Source organism: Peteryoungia wuzhouensis (genome assembly GCF_003205195.1).
GTDB lineage: Bacteria > Pseudomonadota > Alphaproteobacteria > Rhizobiales > Rhizobiaceae > Allorhizobium > Allorhizobium wuzhouense.
In genome coordinates, this window is sequence record NZ_QJRY01000001.1 from 219305 (window position 1) to 237960 (window position 18656).

At 63.3% G+C, this 18656-nt stretch carries 20 protein-coding genes; 11 read left to right on the forward strand and 9 right to left on the reverse strand.

Annotated features, from left to right (window positions below; translation table 11 throughout):
• Positions 1 to 19: 19 nt before the first annotated feature.
• Together DMY87_RS01185 and DMY87_RS01190 are read right to left on the reverse strand one after the other, a co-directional pair.
• Positions 20 to 508: a DUF1579 domain-containing protein gene (locus DMY87_RS01185; RefSeq protein ID WP_110789465.1), complete on the reverse strand. Its 489-nt coding sequence runs from the start codon at positions 506 to 508 to the stop codon at positions 20 to 22.
• 12 nt (positions 509 to 520) lie between these two features.
• Positions 521 to 1288: a DUF899 domain-containing protein gene (locus DMY87_RS01190; protein ID WP_245408795.1), complete on the reverse strand. Its 768-nt coding sequence runs from the start codon at positions 1286 to 1288 to the stop codon at positions 521 to 523.
• Positions 1289 to 1338: 50 nt separating this feature from the next.
• Here DMY87_RS01190 and DMY87_RS01195 point away from each other — a divergent pair, with 50 nt between their 5' ends.
• Complete coding sequence (locus tag DMY87_RS01195; RefSeq protein WP_110789466.1) at positions 1339 to 1785, forward strand: MarR family winged helix-turn-helix transcriptional regulator; 447 nt, start codon at positions 1339 to 1341, stop codon at positions 1783 to 1785.
• A 102-nt stretch (positions 1786 to 1887) separates the two neighbouring features.
• Here the strand turns inward: DMY87_RS01195 and DMY87_RS01200 are convergent, their stop codons facing one another.
• On the reverse strand, positions 1888 to 2856 hold the full coding sequence (locus DMY87_RS01200) for a bifunctional helix-turn-helix transcriptional regulator/GNAT family N-acetyltransferase (RefSeq protein WP_110789467.1): 969 nt from the start codon (positions 2854 to 2856) through the stop codon (positions 1888 to 1890).
• 295 nt (positions 2857 to 3151) lie between these two features.
• Here DMY87_RS01200 and DMY87_RS01205 point away from each other — a divergent pair, with 295 nt between their 5' ends.
• Positions 3152 to 3805 carry a pyridoxamine 5'-phosphate oxidase family protein gene (locus tag DMY87_RS01205; RefSeq protein WP_110789468.1) on the forward strand — a complete coding sequence of 218 codons (654 nt, stop codon included), beginning with the start codon at positions 3152 to 3154 and terminating at the stop codon, positions 3803 to 3805.
• 177 nt (positions 3806 to 3982) lie between these two features.
• Here DMY87_RS01205 and DMY87_RS01210 read toward each other — a convergent pair whose 3' ends face one another.
• Positions 3983 to 4405 (reverse strand): organic hydroperoxide resistance protein, encoded by a 423-nt coding sequence (locus tag DMY87_RS01210; RefSeq protein ID WP_110789469.1) that lies wholly within the window; start codon positions 4403 to 4405, stop codon positions 3983 to 3985.
• Between the two features lie 142 nt (positions 4406 to 4547).
• On the opposite strand from DMY87_RS01210, the gene DMY87_RS01215 reads away from it, so the two are divergent.
• The 5 genes from DMY87_RS01215 to DMY87_RS01235 all read left to right on the forward strand — a co-directional run bounded on the left by DMY87_RS01215 (position 4548) and on the right by DMY87_RS01235 (position 8258).
• The gene (locus tag DMY87_RS01215; protein ID WP_165826118.1) at positions 4548 to 5006 is read left to right on the forward strand and encodes a MarR family winged helix-turn-helix transcriptional regulator; all 459 of its coding nucleotides are present in this window, start codon (positions 4548 to 4550) and stop codon (positions 5004 to 5006) included.
• A gap of 119 nt (positions 5007 to 5125) precedes the next feature.
• Positions 5126 to 5989, forward strand: coding sequence for a class A beta-lactamase (gene bla, locus DMY87_RS01220; RefSeq protein ID WP_110789470.1), 864 nt, complete (start codon positions 5126 to 5128; stop codon positions 5987 to 5989).
• On the forward strand, positions 5986 to 6360 hold the full coding sequence (locus DMY87_RS01225) for a hypothetical protein (protein ID WP_110789471.1): 375 nt from the start codon (positions 5986 to 5988) through the stop codon (positions 6358 to 6360). Before bla ends, DMY87_RS01225 begins: the two co-directional genes overlap by 4 nt.
• Before the next feature lie 51 nt (positions 6361 to 6411).
• A complete protein-coding gene (locus tag DMY87_RS01230; RefSeq protein ID WP_110789472.1) occupies positions 6412 to 7788 on the forward strand; it encodes a DUF2254 domain-containing protein in 1377 nt (458 codons plus the stop codon).
• A 65-nt stretch (positions 7789 to 7853) separates the two neighbouring features.
• Positions 7854 to 8258, forward strand: a complete 405-nt coding sequence (locus DMY87_RS01235) for a host attachment family protein (RefSeq protein WP_110789473.1) — start codon at positions 7854 to 7856, stop codon at positions 8256 to 8258.
• An 88-nt stretch (positions 8259 to 8346) separates the two neighbouring features.
• Here the strand turns inward: DMY87_RS01235 and DMY87_RS01240 are convergent, their stop codons facing one another.
• Positions 8347 to 8826: an Lrp/AsnC family transcriptional regulator gene (locus DMY87_RS01240; RefSeq protein ID WP_110789474.1), complete on the reverse strand. Its 480-nt coding sequence runs from the start codon at positions 8824 to 8826 to the stop codon at positions 8347 to 8349.
• 85 nt (positions 8827 to 8911) lie between these two features.
• Here DMY87_RS01240 and DMY87_RS01245 point away from each other — a divergent pair, with 85 nt between their 5' ends.
• Positions 8912 to 9862: a DMT family transporter gene (locus DMY87_RS01245; RefSeq protein ID WP_110789475.1), complete on the forward strand. Its 951-nt coding sequence runs from the start codon at positions 8912 to 8914 to the stop codon at positions 9860 to 9862.
• Positions 9863 to 9871: 9 nt separating this feature from the next.
• On the opposite strand, the gene DMY87_RS01250 is transcribed toward DMY87_RS01245, so the two are convergent.
• Both DMY87_RS01250 and DMY87_RS01255 read right to left on the reverse strand, forming a co-directional pair.
• Positions 9872 to 10579 carry a L,D-transpeptidase gene (locus DMY87_RS01250; RefSeq protein ID WP_110789476.1) on the reverse strand — a complete coding sequence of 236 codons (708 nt, stop codon included), beginning with the start codon at positions 10577 to 10579 and terminating at the stop codon, positions 9872 to 9874.
• Between the two features lie 157 nt (positions 10580 to 10736).
• Positions 10737 to 11564 (reverse strand): L,D-transpeptidase, encoded by an 828-nt coding sequence (locus DMY87_RS01255; protein WP_110789477.1) that lies wholly within the window; start codon positions 11562 to 11564, stop codon positions 10737 to 10739.
• 289 nt (positions 11565 to 11853) lie between these two features.
• Here DMY87_RS01255 and DMY87_RS01260 point away from each other — a divergent pair, with 289 nt between their 5' ends.
• Positions 11854 to 14076 carry a HAMP domain-containing methyl-accepting chemotaxis protein gene (locus DMY87_RS01260; RefSeq protein ID WP_110789478.1) on the forward strand — a complete coding sequence of 741 codons (2223 nt, stop codon included), beginning with the start codon at positions 11854 to 11856 and terminating at the stop codon, positions 14074 to 14076.
• Positions 14077 to 14176: 100 nt separating this feature from the next.
• Here DMY87_RS01260 and DMY87_RS01265 read toward each other — a convergent pair whose 3' ends face one another.
• Positions 14177 to 15772 carry an MDR family MFS transporter gene (locus DMY87_RS01265; protein WP_110789479.1) on the reverse strand — a complete coding sequence of 532 codons (1596 nt, stop codon included), beginning with the start codon at positions 15770 to 15772 and terminating at the stop codon, positions 14177 to 14179.
• A gap of 121 nt (positions 15773 to 15893) precedes the next feature.
• On the opposite strand from DMY87_RS01265, the gene DMY87_RS01270 reads away from it, so the two are divergent.
• A complete protein-coding gene (locus tag DMY87_RS01270) occupies positions 15894 to 16436 on the forward strand; it encodes a MarR family winged helix-turn-helix transcriptional regulator (RefSeq protein WP_110789480.1) in 543 nt (180 codons plus the stop codon).
• A 168-nt stretch (positions 16437 to 16604) separates the two neighbouring features.
• Here DMY87_RS01270 and DMY87_RS01275 read toward each other — a convergent pair whose 3' ends face one another.
• Complete coding sequence (locus DMY87_RS01275; protein ID WP_110789481.1) at positions 16605 to 16808, reverse strand: hypothetical protein; 204 nt, start codon at positions 16806 to 16808, stop codon at positions 16605 to 16607.
• Positions 16809 to 17080: 272 nt separating this feature from the next.
• On the opposite strand from DMY87_RS01275, the gene DMY87_RS01280 reads away from it, so the two are divergent.
• The gene (locus DMY87_RS01280; RefSeq protein WP_110789482.1) at positions 17081 to 18451 is read left to right on the forward strand and encodes a TIGR03808 family TAT-translocated repetitive protein; all 1371 of its coding nucleotides are present in this window, start codon (positions 17081 to 17083) and stop codon (positions 18449 to 18451) included.
• Positions 18452 to 18656 lie beyond the last annotated feature (205 nt).

The window sequence follows — 18656 nt, forward strand, 5'->3', positions numbered from 1 at the left end:
TCTCTGTTTTTCCCGGCCGTCAGCCGATCCGTTTTGCTTCGCTTTTCATGAAGGTCTTGAAACTGCCATCCGGCTGCCGGACGCTGCCGGAAAAGGTCCTGGTGTCATCATCGATGAAGTGAATGACATCCCGATAAAGCTCGTTTCGGGACGGGTCTTCCATGCTCGGACCTTCCGCCTCGAGCACCAGGGTCTGGCCATCGTCTTCCAGCCAGCCCTTGTAGATCCAGAACGTGTCCATCATCGAGCCGATCCAGCTGCCGACATAGTGGCCGAGCCTTGGATCGTAGCCGACGGTCATGACCAGGCTGGCCTGCATGCCGTCGCCCATGGCGCCCTGCCCTTCGGCCACGACCCAGAGGCCGCCGAGGGAACGGACCTTCTCGGTCCAACGCTTCATCGGGTCTTCGGGATCATAGCCCTCCACGGCAGACGAGGTGACATAGAGCCAGTCGCCGACCAAACGATCGAGCACGCGGTGATGTTCGGTGGGTTGGGGAAAATCCATGACGACACCTCCTCAGTGACAACAGCCGGCCTTCTCGACCGGCTTTTGCGCATATTCGTCCTTGCGCTTGACGAAGCTCAGCGTGCCCGTCTCGTTGCGACCGAGCGGCGCGTGGTCGAGGATCATCAGCGTGCCCAGGGCTTCCTCGCCGCCGCGGGCATATTGGGAATAGGTATGGAAAACCTGGCCCTGCCCGTCCTTGTAGAAGGAGGAGAGGCCGGGCAGTTCATCATGGGCCTTTTCGCTGGGTGTCTGACGGAAATTATAGGTGACCGAGCCGGAGGCCAGCTGTTCCGGCGTGAAGGAAACGTGGAAGTCGTAATTGAAATCGCTATCCGCGGAAGAGACCCAGGGGAAATGCCAGTTCATCCTGACCTTGTAGGCTTCGATCTTCGAGAGCGGCGCGCGGGATACGGTCACGAAGGTGACGTCGTGATTGTTGAGATGCGGCAGCATGCCTTCGATGTGGTCGGCGAAGAAGGAGCAGCCGGGACAGCCGGCATCCCAGTCGGGGCCGAACATGAAATGGTTGATCATCAGCTGGCTGCGGCCCTCAAAGAGATCGGAGAGCGTCTTCTCGCCTTCGGGCGTCTGGAAGCGGTAGTCCTTGTCCACCTTGACCCAGGGCAGCGCGCGCCGTGCTGCATTCACCCTGTCGCGCTGGTGCGTGAGTTCCTTCTCCTGCTGCAGCAGGGCCTTGCGGGCTTCAAGCCACGCTTCACGGGAGACGATTCGAGATGCCGGATCGGACATCGGCGGCAACTTAGCGGCATATTCCATTGTTCTGATCCTCCTCTTGACATATAGGTTGATATCAACATATTTAATCCATGTCAAACTTGCCTGTGATTCCCTATTCCACCACCATTCATGTGCGCGATACTTGCCTGTGTCTGCATGCGCAGCGTGCCGCACGCGCGCTCGCACGCCGCTTCGACGCGGCGCTGAAGCCTTCGGGGCTGACCAATCAGCAGTTTTCCCTGATGATGGCGTTGAACCGACCGGAACCGCCGCCGATGGGACCTGTTGCCAGGCTTCTGGCCATGGATCGCACAACATTGACGGCGGCGCTCAAGCCACTTTCGACGCGTGGTTGGGTGTCGGTCGAGCCGGACCCGAAGGACAGGCGGGGCAGACTTCTGCGACTGACGGCGGAGGGCGCCGAGGCGCTGTCGAGCGCCGTGCCGATCTGGAAGCAGGTGCATCGCGACATCGAGGCGGGGCTGACGAACGATCCGCACGTGCTGCGGCAGGGCTTGCTGGAGGTGAGCGTCTGATGGGGCGTTGCAGAGGGTGGGCCGCGGGGTTCCGCCCGCCTTTGGAAAGCCCCATGCGGACCAGATGCGCAGGTCGTCGTCGCGGATCCAGTGTGAAAGAGGCTAAGCCCGTGACGCCGCACCCGGCCCTGGGCGCGTAAACCTCTGCTCCAAAACCTCCCTGCCCCATTGATCGCCCGGACGCTGCTCGGCCAGCGCAAAGCCATGCGTTTCATAGAGGTGGCGGGCGGCGCTGAGACCGTCGAAGGTCCACAGATCGGTTCTGGCAAAGTCCCTGATGTCGACGAAGGCGAGCGCCTGCGCCATCAGCCGGCGCCCGAGACCGGAGCTGCGCAAACGGTTGTCAAGAATGAACCAGCGCAGATGGGCGACGGGGGCGCCTTGCACGCGCGCGAGATCCTGACCGTCAATGGCAATCGAACCGAGGATGCGCCCTGTGCTGACCACCGTCCAGACCTCGTTGTCCGGATGATCGAGGCGGCTGCAGAAATCGGCGAGGCCGCCGGCCACCACCGCCTCGAAGGCGCGACCGAAACCGGCTGTGCGCGCGTAATAATCGATGTGCATGCCGGTCATGTCTGCGATCAGGCCGGGGCGGTAACCCGCGACGATCTCGATTGGCGGCGCGGCGTCATCGACCCCAGGCGCCAGCGCGCCCGCATAGAGCTTGAGACCGTCGAGCACCGTGCGGTGGTGCTGCGGCGGCAGACGATGGAGCGCCGCTCCGACCTGACGGCGGGCGAAATCGTGGATCGCCGCCACCCGGCGCCTTCCCTGCCCGGTGAGCGTGAGCCGCTTGACACGCGCGTCTCCGGCATCCCTGACGTCGCTCACGTCGCCCGACTGGACGAGTTTGCCCAGCAGGCGGCTGACGCTCGATTTGTCCAGTTGCAGGCGCTCACACAGACGCACCGCCGTCAGATCCGGCGTGGCTTCGATCTCGATCAGGGCATGCACCGATGACGGTGGCAGATCGGTTCCGGCAAAGGGGCCGCCCATGAAGCCGAGCGCCCGGACAAGTTTTCGCGACTGAATTCGGATTTCATCAATGGGAGGCAGATCCTGCGGCATGGACGGCCCTTTCGTTGCGTGACGCAACCATATGACCAAAGGCGAGGCCTGCCAAGGGGGTTTCGGGGCTGCACCGCGTGATCATCGCATTGATCCTTGCACGCCTGCAGCCTCGCAGGGGCGCTGGCCTGCCCGCCCCGATGCTTCTTTCGCCGCCGTGGCCACGCCTCATACCACGCAAGGATGAGACAGGGGCATGATATGCCCGCGTCTCCGGCGGTTGAAGCGGAGGTCGCGGAATGATATGACTGGAGAATGAGGTACGTACCTCATTACAAAACGGGAGGATGTGGAGATGTCGGAGGCTTACGCGGTCAAGCCGGACCACAGGTTAAGAGACGAGAGGCAATTGCGATCTCTCTTCGAGCCAACGCATGATCTGGCCGTTGCCAAGTGCCAGACGCAGCTTGGCGTGCATGCGCAGGCCTTCATCAAGCGGTCGCCATTTCTCTGCATCGGGACGCAAAGCGCAGACGGGCGCGCGGATGTCAGCCCTCGCGGTGATCCGGCCGGTTTCGTGCAGGTCCTCGACCCGAAGACCATCGTCGTTCCCGACCGGCCGGGCAACAATCGGCTCGACACCTTGTCGAACATCATCGCCAATCCGGCCGTCGGACTGCTGTTCATCATCCCCGGCTTCGACGATACGCTGCGCGTGAACGGCCGCGCGCAGCTCAGCACCGATCCGGAGCTGCTGGCGCGCATGGCGGTCAACGGCAAGGTGCCGAAGCTTGCCATCGTCGTTGCCATCGACGAGGTGTTCCTCCACTGCGCCAAGGCCTTCCGTCGCTCGCATCTGTGGGATCCGGACCATCGCCAGGATCGTCGCGAAATGCCCTCGCTGATGCAGTTCATCCTGGAGGAAACCGGGGCGGCACCTGACAATGTGGACGACATGCGAAAGTTGGACGAAGGCCTGGAGCAGGCCTACGTGAAGTCGATGTACTGAGCACCGAGAGGTCCCACTGGCCGCGCTTTGGCGGCCATGCCGGCAGCACGGTCGGTGACCGGAACAGGCGGGTTGGCGAAACCAGGTCGTGCCGCCCCAGTTCTTTCGATGCAAAAAGGCCGGCACAGAGGCCGGCCTTCTCGCGGTGGATCATGGGGGTTGTCTAGCAGCCCGAGCTTACCGGACGCTGACCGGAACTTCGGTCGAGGTGCGCATGGCGTGGCTGTAGGGGCAGACGATGTGGGCTGCCGCTGCGAGGCGCTCGACGGTTTCGCGGTCGAGGCCCGGGACTTCGACGGTGAGCTTGACTTCGATGCCAAAGCCGCCGCCGTCTTCACGCGGGCCGATGCCGACATCGGCGTGGACCTTGGCGTCTTCGGGGATCTTGATCTTTTCCTTGCCGGCGACGAACTTCAAGGCGCCGAGGAAGCAGGCGGAATAACCGACGGCAAAGAGCTGCTCGGGATTGGTGCCGGTCGCGCCGTCGCCGCCGAGTTCCTTCGGGGTGGTCAGCGTTACATCGAGGACGCCGTTATCGGTCACGCCGTGGCCAGAGCGGCCGCCGGTGGCATGCGCATGTGCGGTGTACAGGATTGCCATTTCGATGTTCTCCTTGTTTGCGAGGCGATGGTTACCTATGTAGTACACAATTGAGTTGCGTGCAATTTATTTTTGCACATTGCATCTCGAAAGGCTTTTCGCCATTGTTGCAACCTATCTGATGCCCGGAAGTTCCTCTGACATGATCAGCGATCTCGACCTGGAAAAAGAGCTGAGGCTCGACAAGCAACTGTGTTTTGCACTGTATGGCGCAGCGCATGCCTTCACGCGCGCCTACAAACCCCTGCTCTCGCCGCTCGGCCTCACCTATCCGCAATATGTGGTGATGATGGCGCTGTGGGAAGAAGACGATCTTCCCGTCAAAGGCCTGGGCGAGCGGGTGGGGCTCGATTCCGGCACGCTGTCTCCGCTCCTCAAGCGGCTGGAACAGGTGGGTTATGTCGCGCGTCGCCGGGATGTGGCCGACGAACGGCAGGTGTTCATCACGCTCACCGAGGAAGGCCGTGCGCTGAAGGCGCGGGCTGTCGACGTGCTGAGAGCGATCGGCGGACAGACCGGCTGCGATGTCTCGGAAATCCAGAGCCTGCGCGACAGCCTGAAACGGCTGAAGGGCCATCTTGAGGCAATCGACCCGCCCTGAGGGTGCGCGCCGGCTCGGCAAGGCTCGGCAAGGCGGCGCAGCTGTGGACTGCCACAATCTTGCCTGCTCGCCGTCCGTTTTGCATGGCACGAGGTTCTCTCGCGTTGCGGAGATCCCCAATGAAGCTGCCTCTCCTTCTGTGCCTGAACCTTTCGCTTCTGCTGCCCGCCATGGGTGCATCGCCGCTTGCCGCAGCCGAGGGGCCGATCACGGCAGCTGCCCGCCAGGTCGAAAGCCGGCTCGGCGCGCGGCTGGGTCTGATGGTGGTGGACACCGAAACCAATCGACAGTGGCAGTATCGTTCGGGTGAACGCTTCGCCATGGCCAGCACGTTCAAGGCCCTGGCCTGCGCCGCGCTGCTGGATGCCGGCACCCAGCTGTTGTCGCGCGACATCAAGATCGAGGCGAAGGATCTCCTGGCCCACGCGCCCGTGACATCGAAACGGGTGGGAACACGCATGACGGCCGGTGACCTGTGTGCCGCCACGCTCAGCACGAGCGACAACACCGCCGCCAATCTGGTGTTGTCGACACTCGGCGGCCCGAAGCGGGTCAACGCGTTCCTGCGCTCCATCGGCGATACCGTCACGCGGCTCGACCGGATGGAGCCTGCCTTGAACGAGGCCACACCCGGCGATCCGCGCGACACGACGACGCCCGAGGCCATGGCGCGCACCATCGGGGAACTGCTGATCGGCGACGGGCTGGCACCCTTGGCGCGCCGCCAGCTGACGCGGTGGATGGAAGCCAATGCGGTGGCGGATGGCCTGTTGCGGGCCGGTGTGCCCAGGGATTGGCGGATTGCGGACCGAACCGGGGCCGGCGGCCATGGCACCCGTGGCATCGTCGCGGTGATGTGGCCACCCGGGAAGAAGCCGGTGGTGGCGGCGATCTATCTCACGGAGACCGAGGCGTCGCTCGCCACGCGCGATGCGGCCATCGCAGAGCTCGGACGCGTGCTGGCGGTCGAGGTGGTGCGATGAGGGCAAGACAGGGGCCAGCCGGCAGCGGGCTGCGTTTCCTGCTGGCATCGGCTGTTCTTGCGCTATGCCCTGCAGGGGGCAAGGCTGAAGATGAGGCGGGTGAAACACAGTCCAGCCGCTCGGCCTGGCAGATCGAGAAATGCGACGTCTATCGGAAGGCGCTGAGCGACATCCTCGACCACGTCGGGCGCGACGGCGTGTCGCCGTCCTTCCTGGACCGCAATGACGCGTTCATCGCGAGCGGGTGCCTGGCCGATGTGGACGCCTGCCCGCAGACGGAGAAGGACGTGGAGATTGCCAACGGGCTGACGATCGCGACGATGAATGCGGGTGCTGCCAGTTCGTTCAGCCCGTTCCGCTGCCGTTCCTGAAGGGCTGACAATCCCTGAGGATCGAAAGCCGGAGTGGCGCGTTGTGGAACAATGGACAAGACCCGCAATTTCCTCGCTCTTTTGCAGGGCAAGCTCTGGCTTCTGCCCCTGATCTTTACCGTCGGTTCGGCAGCACTCGCCGTGATCCTCATCCTGTTCGGCAATCGCCTGGCATCCGCAGGCTCCGGGCATCTCTGGTGGCTCTATAGCGGCGATGCCGAGACCGGCCGGCAGTTGCTCAGCAGCCTGCTGTCCGGCCTGATGACCATGACCTCGCTGGTCATTTCGGTCACCTTCGTCATCCTGACACTGGCCGCCAACCAGCTGGGGCCACGGCTGATCTCACGCTTCATGGCCGACCGGCAGATCCAGACGGTGCTCGGCCTGTTCATCGGCACCATTCTCTACCTGATCATCGTGCTGCGCAGCGTCACCGACCAACTCGGCGCCACGGGCGTGCCGCATCTCGCGATCACCGCCGGCAGCGTGCTGACCGTGCTCTGCCTCCTGGCCCTGCTGTTCTACATCCACAAGGTCGCGCGCTCGATCATTGCCGACAATATCGTCAACGCGCTCTACACCGACATGCTGGCAACGATGGACAGCGTCTTGCCACCGCCGGACACGCCGAAACACGAACCGCTCGGCGCCCGCTTTGCCGGCCCCTTCCACACCCTCGCGATCGGCAAGGTCGGGCATGTGCAGGTGGTCGACTATCAGCGGCTCCTCGATCTGGCGGTGAGCGAGGATATCCGGATGGCCGTCAATGTGCGGGCCGGGCACTACGTGCTGGCCGCAGGCGGTCATGTGCAGGTGTTTACCGAGAAAGCCCCTGATGACGCCCTTCTCGACAGCATCCGGGCGGCTTTCACCATCGGAGCGGAGCGGACGCCGGCGCAGGATCTCGAATTCGGCATCCGGCAGTTGACCGAAATCGCCGTCCGGGCGCTGTCGCCCGGCATCAACGACCCGTTCACGGCGCTCGCCGTGATCGACCGCATCAGCGCTGCGGTGGAGTGTCAGATCGGCCGGGCGGTCCAGCCGGCGGAATATCGCGACGACCATGGCGCCCTGCGTCTGCTCGTCAGCCGGACGGATTTGAGGGGCCTGATGGATGCCGGCTTTCGCCCGATCCGCCAGGCGGGTGCCGACCACCCGGCCATCCTGACCCGCATGGCGATCCGGCTTGCCGATCTTGTGGGTCCGGCCGTGCTTGAGGCGGAGCGCGAGGCGCTCTCCGCGCAGATCGAAGCCTTGGGCCAGGCGGGAGAACAATGCGCCTGCATCCCGATGGACCGTGACGAAATCCGTTTTCAGGTGGAGGCGGCCCGGATGCGCCTGCAGGCCGGCGATCCGCGAAGCGAAACGGAGAGATCGTCCATCCATGCCGGCACATCTGGAGGAACAGACTTTCCCGTCAGGGGTTGACCCCTCGCACCCTGCGGTCCCTGCACCTTCGGTGGATACCGCCTCGCGCAAACAGGAGAACACAGATGCATATTCCGCAGAATACCGTCATCGCGGTTGCCGATGGCACGAAGCTCAGCCTTTTCCAGAACGAGGGCACGCCCCTGGACATCAAGCTGACGGCCCTGCCGCAGGACGAGATCGACGCCTCGAAGATCGCCTCGGGCGCGCGCCATCAGAGCAGCGCCGCCAATCCCGACGACAGCCAGCAGGACGAAGACGGGTTCAGCAATGGCGTGACCGAGATGCTGAACCGGCAGGTTCTGGACGGCAGGATCACCAGCCTGGTGATCATCGCGGCGCCCCGGACGCTTGGCGAAATGCGCAAGGGTTATCACAAGCAGCTTTCGGCCGTTTTGGTCGGCGAACTCGACAAGGACCTGACCGGCCATTCCGTTCAGGCGATCGAAAAGGCGCTTGAGGCGGCCTGAACCGGATCCGGTTGCGGCAGCGTAAGTGCCTGCCTTGAAACGACAAACCCCGCCAGCGATGGCGGGGTTTGTTGGTTTTGGCCAAACTCTACAGGGGCGGCAATCGCCGCTTGACCGATGTGCCCTTGATCACGGCGGTGCTGGTCACCGCATGCTCGGACAAAGCTTCCAGCACATCGTCCATCTCCTCGATCGAACGGACGACGAGACGCGCCAGAAACGGATCATCGCCGGTGATCTTGTCGCATTCGATGAATTCAGGCCGTTCCTGGATCATCCGCTCGACCAGATGCAGCTTGCCAGGCAGCGGCCGGATACGGACCATGGCCCGGATCTGATAGCCGATGGCCCGCGTGTCGAGATCGATGGTGAAACCCCTGATAACGCCGGCGGCTTCCAGCCGACGAACGCGCTCCGAAACGCTGGGGGCAGACATGCCGATCAGGCGCGCGAGTTCACTCATGGACAGACGGGCATCGGCATCGAGCGCCGCGAGAATGCGGGCGTCGGCGTCGTCCAGAGATGATTTTCCGTTTCGGACGTTTTTGGGGCTTTCTACCTTCGACATAGGGAGAAGATTACGCAAAATGCCTTTCAATTTCCATAGAATTCGGCAGAGCGCCCTTGCATGATGGCTCCAGAAGGAGACTTTCATGTTTTACGGGATCATGGCCGGCCTGATGACCTGCGCCTTATGGGGCCTGACTTTTGTGGCACCCCGCGCGGTCGCACCGTTCACCACCTGGGACCTGACCATGGCGCGCTACGGCGTGTTCGGATTGGCCTGTTTGTTGCTGATGATTGATCGACGATTCCGGCCTAGGGGGCTGGCGCCCGGGCGGATCCTCACCGGGCTCTTGCTCGGCGGCGCAGGATATGTCGGTTACTTTGTCTGTGCCGCTTTCGCCGTGCAACTGGCCGGGGCCGCGATACCGCCCATCATCATTGGCACGATGCCGGTGTTTCTGGCGATCATTGCCAATCTGCGCGACCGCTCCATCGCCTGGTCCCGTCTTGCCTTGCCGCTCACGCTGATCGCGATCGGCGTCGCGCTGGTGAATGGGGCGACGATCAAGGACGCAGGCGTCAGCGAGACAATGCCGATCGTCGGCGGGTTGCTGCTCAGCACGGCGGCACTCGGCATCTGGATCACCTATGGCCTCGTCAATGCGGCGGTGATGCGATCCGCCGACGCGCCGAACGGGCTGCAATGGACCGGACTGCAGGGCATCGGTTCTGCCATCGGCAGTCTTATGCTGCTGCCGCTCGGATCTTTCGACCTTATCCAGACGGCATCCAGCTCAGACATCCTGCGTTTTGCCGGATGGGCAATTCTGATGGGCCTAGCCGGATCATGGCTTGCGACCTGGTGCTGGACCGTCGCGTCGAACCGGTTGCCGCTGGCGCTTGCCGCGCAACTCGTCGTCGCCGAAACGATGTTCGGTCTCGGCTATGGATTCGGGTTCGAAGGTCGGTGGCCGACGGTGGCGGAAGGCTTTGGCGCGGCGCTGCAGATAACGGGCGTGTGCCTGGCCATCGCCGCATTCAGGGGGAGCCAGGCCCCTCCCCGATCGGCACTGCCGTCATGGGGAGGGTCGGCGTAACCCGTCCGACTACTGCCGGACGATGATCCGCGCCTTGGTCGGCACGCGCTCGTAGAGGTCGATGATGTCATGGTTGAGCAGGCGCACGCAGCCCGACGAGACAGCCTTGCCGATGGAGTTCCATTCGGGATTGCCGTGCAGGCGGTAAAGCGTGTCCTGGCCGTTCTGGAAGATGTAAAGCGCACGGGCGCCGAGCGGGTTCAACAGGCCCGGCGGCATGCCGCCGTTGCGCGACGAATATTTCTCGAGTTCCGGCTGGCGACCGATCATTTCGTCCGGCGGGGTCCATTTCGGCCATTTCTGACGCCACTGGATGACGCCGGCGCCGCCCCAGGAGAAGCCGTCGCGGCCGATGCCGACGCCGTAGCGCATGGCCGTGCCGCCGGCTTCGACGAGATAGAGGAAGCGGCCGGGGGTGTCGACGACGACGGTGCCGGGGGCCTCGCCGGTCGGATCGATCACCTGCTGGCGATAGAAGCGCGGCGGGATCTTCCAATAGGGAACGGCCGGAATGACGAAGCCGCCGTCATAGATCTCGCCATACATGGCGTCGAGTTCGGGCGTGCGGCCGGCGGGAGCGGCCGGAACGACCGGGCCATCAAGGCTCAGGCCGGGGGGAAGCGGCCGCGAGGTGGTGCAGCTGGCGAGCAGGCTTGCGGCGCCAAGTCCTGTCAGTGACAGCAGGGATCGGCGCGTCAGAGGATGTGCGGGGGACATATGTTCTCAAATTTCCTGTGGCAAAGCGGCGGACAGAAGACGCCGGAGCCGGCGCTTTGTTCCGCGATGGTGCGATGCAAACAGGAAAGGAGCCGTTAACGCAACCGATTGCGCCCTTCACGTTTTGGAGAGAGGGCAAGGTCGCAAATGAGTGTCGCTAAATGACAACAATCGGCGTGCGTTCCGGCACGCGGTCGAAGAGATCGATGACATCCTGGTTGAACATGCGCACGCAGCCGGACGACGTGGCCTTGCCGACGGACTGCCAGTCCGGCGTGCCGTGGACGCGGTAGAGCGTGTCCTTGCCGTCCTGGTAAATGTAGAGCGCGCGGGCGCCGAGGGGATTGTTGAGACCGGCAACCAGACCGCCGCGTGCTGCGGACACGGTTTTCAGGCCGGGCTGGCGCTCGACCATTTCGTCGGATGGCGTCCAGTGCGGCCACTTGGCCTTGCGCTGGATGACACCCCTGCCCGACCAGGCAAAGCCATCCCTGCCGAGACCGACACCATAGCGGATCGCCTTGCCGCCGGGTTTGACCAGATAGAGGTAATGCGCCTTGGTATCCACCACGATGGTGCCGGGCGCTTCCGCCGTCTCGTAGGAGACCTCGTTGCGCAGCAAACCTGAATCGACGCGATCCAGCGGGATGGCCGGCAGGGTATGACCGTCATCCGACAAGACCCCATACATGACCTTGTGCAGCGGATTGGAAACGGGCAGGCCATAGGTCTGATGGAACTGGGTCTGGTAGAGATTGCGCCTCTGCGGCGCCGTCTGGTCGGCCGCCGGCGGCGTGCGGGCGGGATCGTACCAGACGGGCGAAACCTCGTCCTGAAAGACGTCGATGTTCATGCGGCTGGTGTCCTGCACCAGGATGCAGCCTGAGAGCGAGGCCGTCAGGGCCGTGCCGAACCCGAGCGCCAAGGCACGCCCGACAAGAGAAGACTGCGGCCTTGCGGCGAAAGAGCGAGAAAGCTTGGACATGCGGCACCGATTCAGACTGACGTCGTTGGCGGCAACCTGTCAGCTGCGGCTGGCGCGAAGCTTATGCCGGGATGGGGCATGGCGTGCAAAGCCATGTGCGGGGCCATTTCCTCGCCGCGCTGCCTTCGCTCGTCGCTCGCTCTGCCTTGCGTGCAGATCTGGCGCAGACCAACCGCAGAGTGAACAAAAAAAGTCGAATAACCACAGAAAGCCCTCCCTAACATTTAAGTCTATTTAAATTTTAGCCTTAATAATTCTCCCATGCTGACAACCACTGGGGGTGTTTTCCATGCTGAACAACATGAAAATCGGGCAGAAGATCTATCTCGGCTTCGGCCTCGTGCTGCTCGTGCTGTGCGGGGTTGCTGGTAGCGGTATCTTTGCCAATATCACCAACAAGGCGATGTTCGGCGAATACCGTGCCGCCGCCAAACAGACCAATGCTGCGAGCAGCATCCAGGCCAACATGCTCGATGCACGGCTTGCCTTCCGCAAGTATCGCGCCGAGCCGACGGAAGAGCTTCACCAGGAAGCGCTGGAGCGACTGAAGGCCACCAAGGCTTCCATCGATTCCCTGATAGCGCTCTCAACCAGCGACGCGGAAAAGGCCAAGATCAGCAGCTTCCACGCGATGGTCGACACCTATGCAAAGGCCTTCGAAGACGTCGTTGCCCTGCAGAACCAGCGCGACGAGATCGTCAGCGGTACCTTCGAGAAACTGGGACCGGAGATGGCCACCGAACTGGGCACCATCGCCAAGACACTGGAAAACAGTGGCGACCTGCAGAGTGCGGCCGTGATCGAAGATGCCAAATATGCTGTCGCGACGATGCGACTGAGCACCAACAAGTTCCTGCTGAGCAACAACAAGGCTGCGCATGACACCGCGCTGGAATCCGCGACGGCTGCCTATGGCGGCCTCGATCAGGCTCTGTCGAAGGTGAAATCGGACAAGGACAAGGCTGGCATCGAGGAAGTGATCGACGACTTCAGCACCTACAATACCGCGCTGCAGAAGATCGATGACATCATCAACAGCCGCAACGAGATCATCAACAACACGATGAACACCACCGGCAACAGCCTGTCGGATGGCGTCGAACAGCTGAAGGTCGAGCTGAAGAAGGCACAGGATACGCTGGGTCCGGAAATTCAGGCGACCATGGAAACCGGGGTCATCACCGGCATGACGCTTGGCGGTCTCGGCGTGGTTCTCGCCAGCATCATCGCTTTCGTCATCGCCCGCGGCATTACCCGGCCGATCGGCGCGATCACCCATGCCATGGGCGCGCTGGCCGACAACAGGCTGGAGACCGAGATCCCCGGTCTCGATCACCGAAGCGAAATCGGCCTGATGGCGAAAGCCGTCGACGTGTTCAAGCAGAATGCGCTCAAGATCCGCCAGCTGGCGGCGCAGGAAGCGGCCCTGCAGGAGAAGAATGCCGACCTGCAGTCGAACATCGCCACCGTGGTCAATGCGGCTGTTGCCGGCGACTTCTCGCACCGGATCACCAAGCGCTACGACAATCCGGATCTCGACGCCTTCGCGGCCAATGTGAATACGCTGGTGGAATCGGTCGATACCGGCATTGCCGAGACTGGCCGGGTGATCAACGCCCTGTCGCAGGGTGATCTCACCGAAAGCATGGAAGGCCAGTATCAGGGTGTGTTTGCCGAGCTGCAGAGAAATGTGAACGAGACCATGACGACGCTGCGCCGGCTGATGGAAGAGGTGCGGCAGTCGTCGGATGCGATCAATGGCGGGGCGGACGAAATCCGCGACGCCTCGAACGACCTGTCGAAGCGCACCGAGACCCAGGCCGCTTCGCTGGAAGAGACCTCCTCGGCGCTCGAGGAGATCACGGTTGCGGTGAAGACCTCGACCGAGCGGGCGCAGGAATCGAGCCGCATGGTGGCCGATGCCCGGCAGTTCGCCGAGCGTTCCTCGGGCGTGGTGGAAGACGCAACGGCCGCCATGGCCCGGATCGAGCAGGCCTCGAACGAGATCACGCAGATCATCAACGTGATCGACGAGATCGCCTTCCAGACCAATCTCCTGGCGCTCAATGCCGGCGTCGAAGCGGCACGCGCCGGGGAAGCCGGCAAGGGCTTTGCGGTTGTCGCGCAGGAAGTGCGCGAACTCGCCCAGCGCTCTGCAACGGCGGCCAAGGACATCAAGGCACTGATCAACAAGTCGGGCGAAGAAGTGCAGACCGGCGTTCGGCTGGTAACCACCACCGGCGACGCACTGCGCGAGATCCAGACACGGGTCATCGGCATTGCCGGCCAGGTCACCTCGATTGCGACGGCTGCCCAGGAGCAGTCGACCGGCCTGCACGAGATCAGCACGGCGGTGAACCAGATGGACCAGATGACGCAGCAGAACGCGGCAATGGTGGAAGAAGCGGCCGCCAGCACCAACCGTCTGGCCGACGAGACGGCGCATCTGAAGGCGCTCATCTCGCGCTTCAAGGTACACAAGGCTGGCATGACGACGCGCCGCGCGGCGTGACGCCTGATCTTTCCTACCCTCACTGCGCAGAAGGCCCCCGCTTACGATCAAGCGGGGGCCTTCTGCATTCTGACAAGTGCCGGAGTTTGAGGCCGGACGATCAGGCCTTTTTCTGGCTGGCGCTGGGAAGGCGGACGTTCGGCAGCAGCAGCGCTGCGATAAGCCCGATGATCATCATGCCCGACGCAGTCAGGAAGAGCGGTACGAAGGCGTCGGAATAGGCGTTCGCCACGAGGGCGCGGGTGGCGTCCGGTAGCGTGCTCAGGATTTCCGGGGTGAGGTTGCGGAAGTCCTGTCCACCCGCCAGCGGGATCGCGACATGCGAGAGGCTTGTGCCGATGATCGCGCCATAGATCGAGATGGCAATCGCCGCGCCACCCATGCGGGTGAGCGTGACGGTGCCGGTGGCCGCGCCGACATCGGCGCGGGAGGCGGCGTTCTGGACGCCGATGACGGGCACCTGCTGGCCGATGCCGACGCCAAAGCCCTGGAGCAGCATGACCAGCGCAATCAGCACGACGGGCGTTCCGGCATGGACGAACGAGAAGATGCCGAAGCCGATGACGCCCAGCGCCGTCGAGGCAATGCTGAAGGGCTTGTAACGGCCGGACCTGGCGATCAGGCGGCCTGAGGTCAGCGAACCCACGGCGATGCCGCCGGTTGTGGCGATGAAGAGCAGGCCGGCCATGGAGGGCGAGAGGCCGGTCGTCGTCTGCAGGAAGAGCGCGACGTAGTTGACCGAGCCGATGCCGATGGCGCCCGAGACGATGGAGATGATCAAGAGCAGGTTGATGGTCGGCTTGGAGAACAGCGAGAGCGGCACGACAGGTTCGGGCGCGCGGCGCTCGACCAGCACCCAGCCGATGGCGCAGAGCATGCCGAAGGCGACAATGGCGAGGCTTTGCGGCGCAAGCAGCCCGCCGAACAGCTGGGCACTGTCGGCCCAGAAGACGATGGAGGCCACGGCACCGGCGAGCAGGAGGGCACCGGCATAATCGATCTTCGGTTTGCGATGCGGCTTGCGATAGGGAAGCAGGAAGGCAAGACCGGTCAAAACGGCCATGCCGATCGGCAGGTTGACCAGGAAGATCGAGCGCCAGCCGAAGAGATCGGACAGCGTGCCGCCCAGCACGGGACCGAGCGCGCCAGACGCCATCAGCACGAGGCTGGAATAGCTCTGGTAGCGGGCGCGTTCGCGCGGTTCGAAGAGATCGGCATTGATCGAGAAGATCGACACCATGATGCCGCCGCCGCCGAGCGCCTGCAGCACGCGGGCAGCAATCAGCGTGTTCATCGAGACGGCGAGGCCACAGACCAGCGACCCCAAGGTGAAGATCGAGATGGCGGCCATGATGACGTATTTGCGGCCGAAGAGGTCGCCCAGCTTGCCATAAAGCGGCATGACGGCCGAGGTGGTGAGCAGATAGGCCGAACCGACCCAGCCGAAGCGTTCGAGATCGCCGAATTCCCCGACGATCGTCGGCAATGCGGTGGAGACGATCTGGTTGTCGAGCGTGGCCATGAACATGGCCGACATCAGGAACAGATAGACGAAGAGGCGCAGGCGCGGGTCGGTGACCAGAGGCCCCTCTCCGGCTGTCGGCGGTGCGGCAGATGCCGTGCCAGGATGCGGTTCCAGTCGGGTGGCCGGGTGAGAACCCGGCTGGATGACTTTGGGGTCGGTGCGGCTGTCCATGGATCGGGGGCTCCTGTAGGGCGCCAAAATGTGCCGCAAGCATTTATATGTCAATAGCATATATTTGCGGAGCGCATGCATTTTGCTTTGTGCGAGAGGATGAAGCTGCTAAAGTGCTGGCATGCAGAACACAGCTTCCTCTTCGCCCGATCGCCACGCCACCAGCCCGTCCCCGCAGCCGGAGCCATCGAACACGGCCCTTGGCCTTGTCGGCCAGGCGATGACACGCATGCGCCTGCTGATCGGACGACGCTTCATCGGTCGCATGGCGTTGAAGCGGATGGGGACGGGGCTGGAGCTTTCCGATATCGACGCGATCGGCGTGATCAAGCGAATTGGCAGCCATGAAGAGGCGACCGTCGGTGCGATTGCCGAACAGATGCGGATCGACCCGTCACGCGGCAGCCGCATCGTCGCGGATCTCGTGCGCCAGGGATTGCTGGAACGGGCGGCATCGCAGGAGGACGGCCGGCGCAGTCTGGTCCGGATCACCGAGGCCGGCCGCGGCGTGCTCAATGCGATCGAGGCGATCAAGCGCGAGACGATCATCGAGGCGACGAGCGGATGGACTGAGGAGGAGATCGAGACATTCGCACGGCTCTATCTGCGGTTCACGCAGGGGCTTGAGGCGCAGCTCGACACGTTCGAGCAGGATGAGACGTAAGCGCCGGGGATCGTGCGGGGTCGTGTCACGTGCCCCGCAAAAACGACCCGACCGGCATCTCCTCCCCCGAGAAAATGCCGGCCGGTCGTCACGAGGCTGGTTTCCACCGCCAATCCCGTTCCGCCAGGACAGGACCAGTCTTTCACCCCGTGCCGAAGAGATAACCTTTCAGACCGGTTTCGGCCCCTGCAAGGCGTTGTAGATGCGCCGGGCGAGCAGCGCCGCAATCGGGATCGCCACCACCAGTCCTGCCGCGAAGGCCGCTGCGATCTGCCAGCCCTGACGCATGTCGAGCGTCAGCACCGCGATCACCGCCGCGCCACCGACTGCACTGGCGACCAGAATGTAAAGAACCGCAGCAAGACGTAGCATGATCCGACCTCCGAACTGTGTCGGGGCGCTCCGGCGCTGACATCGTCATCCGGGGCCCTTCGAGGATCAGAATAGCCGTCTGTCCGTCGATTTCCTTGATCTGGCGCAAGTCGGGAGGGTGTGAGGGTTAGACGATAGGCGAAGACGCGGGCGACAAAACACATTCACCGCCGTTAACACTGTTTTAAGCCTGTCCTTGCCCCACCCGCTCCTCTTCTCCAGTGTCTCCTGCGCATGGGACGGCTCCATCCGCCGCCATGAAGAGGTGAACGATGCCGACACGGCGTGACATTCTGACGGGCCTCGGTGCTCTTCTCCTGTCGGGAACGACAGGGGGCCTGAACCGCGCCTCAGCGCAGACGCTCGCCATGGCCGAGCTTCGCGGCGGATTCGACGCGGCGGAGGCCGGCATCCTGCCGGGCGCAGAGGACGACCAGAGCCGCAAGCTGCAGGCGCTGCTGGATGCGGCCGCCAAGGCCGGGCAGCCGGTGTTTCTACCGGCCGGGACCTATGAGGTTGCCAATCTCGAACTGCCTGACGGCACGCGGCTGACCGGCGTTCCGGGGCTGACGCGACTGTCCTATCGCGGCGACGGGCATCTGATTGCGGCCCAGGACGTCAAGCATGTCAGCCTCTCCGGCATCACCTTCGACGGCGCCAATCGCTGGCTTGCAGACTATACCGAGGGGCTGCTGTCGTTCCGCAATGTCGGCTCCGTCGTGATCGAGGATTGCGAGGTGGCCGGCAGCCGGAAATACGGTCTGCATCTGGCGCAATGCGGCGGCCAGATCGAGGGATGCCGGGTGAGCGGGGCTGCCCTTTCCGCGATCTGGGCAATCGAAGGCCAGGCGTTTGCGATCCGCGACAACACGATTTTCGACTGCGGCAATGGCGGCATCCTCGTGCATCGCTGGACCCAGGGCGAGGACGGCACGGTCATTTCCGGGAACCGGGTGGCGCGGATCGGCGCTGCCGAAGGCGGCACCGGGCAGAACGGCAATGGCATCAACCTGTTTCGCGCCGACAATGTGATCGTTTCCGGCAACCATGTCTCAGACTGCGCCTTTTCGGCGATCCGGGCGAATTCGGCCTCCAATGTCTCGATCACCGGCAACCAGTGTTTTCGCTCAGGCGAGACCGCCATTTATGCCGAGTTTGCCTTCGAAGGGGCTCTCATCGGCGACAATGTGATCGACGGGGCGGCAAACGGGATCTGTGTGGTCAATTTCGACCAGGGCGGGCGGCTGTCGACCGTGTCGGGCAATGTCATCCGCCATCTCGTCGACAAGGGCCCCTACCCCCAGGAGGTCGGCGGTTTCGGCTTCGGTATATCCGTCGAGGCCGATACCGTGGTGTCCGGCAATGTCATCGAGGACGCCGCGACCGCCGGCATGATGCTCGGCTGGGGCCCCTATCTGCGCAATCTCGTCGTTTCCGGCAACATCATTCGCAAGGCGCGTGTCGGCATGCGGGTGAGCGTGGTGGAGGGTGCCGGTCAGACGGTGATCTCCGGCAATGTGCTGCAGGAGGTCAAGGACGGCGCGATCCTGGGCTATCGCTGGGCGGAGCGCAGCACAGGCGAGCTGATCGACGATGGCGGCGGATTTTCCCATCTGGCAATTTCCGGCAACCGGTCGGCGTGATCCGCTCGTCAGATCCATAGACCAGCGGAAACGCTGGCGGCCATGCGCCACCTTGCGCCACGACGGTTCCGGTTGGTGACCTGAAATGGCACGAATTTGCGGAAATTCGTTAAGGCTGCGCGAACCAATATTAGAATTGTGACATTTTCGTAAGTGACGATTAAACACTCTGGGCGTTAATGGCGGCAGTGAAACCCATGCGGTC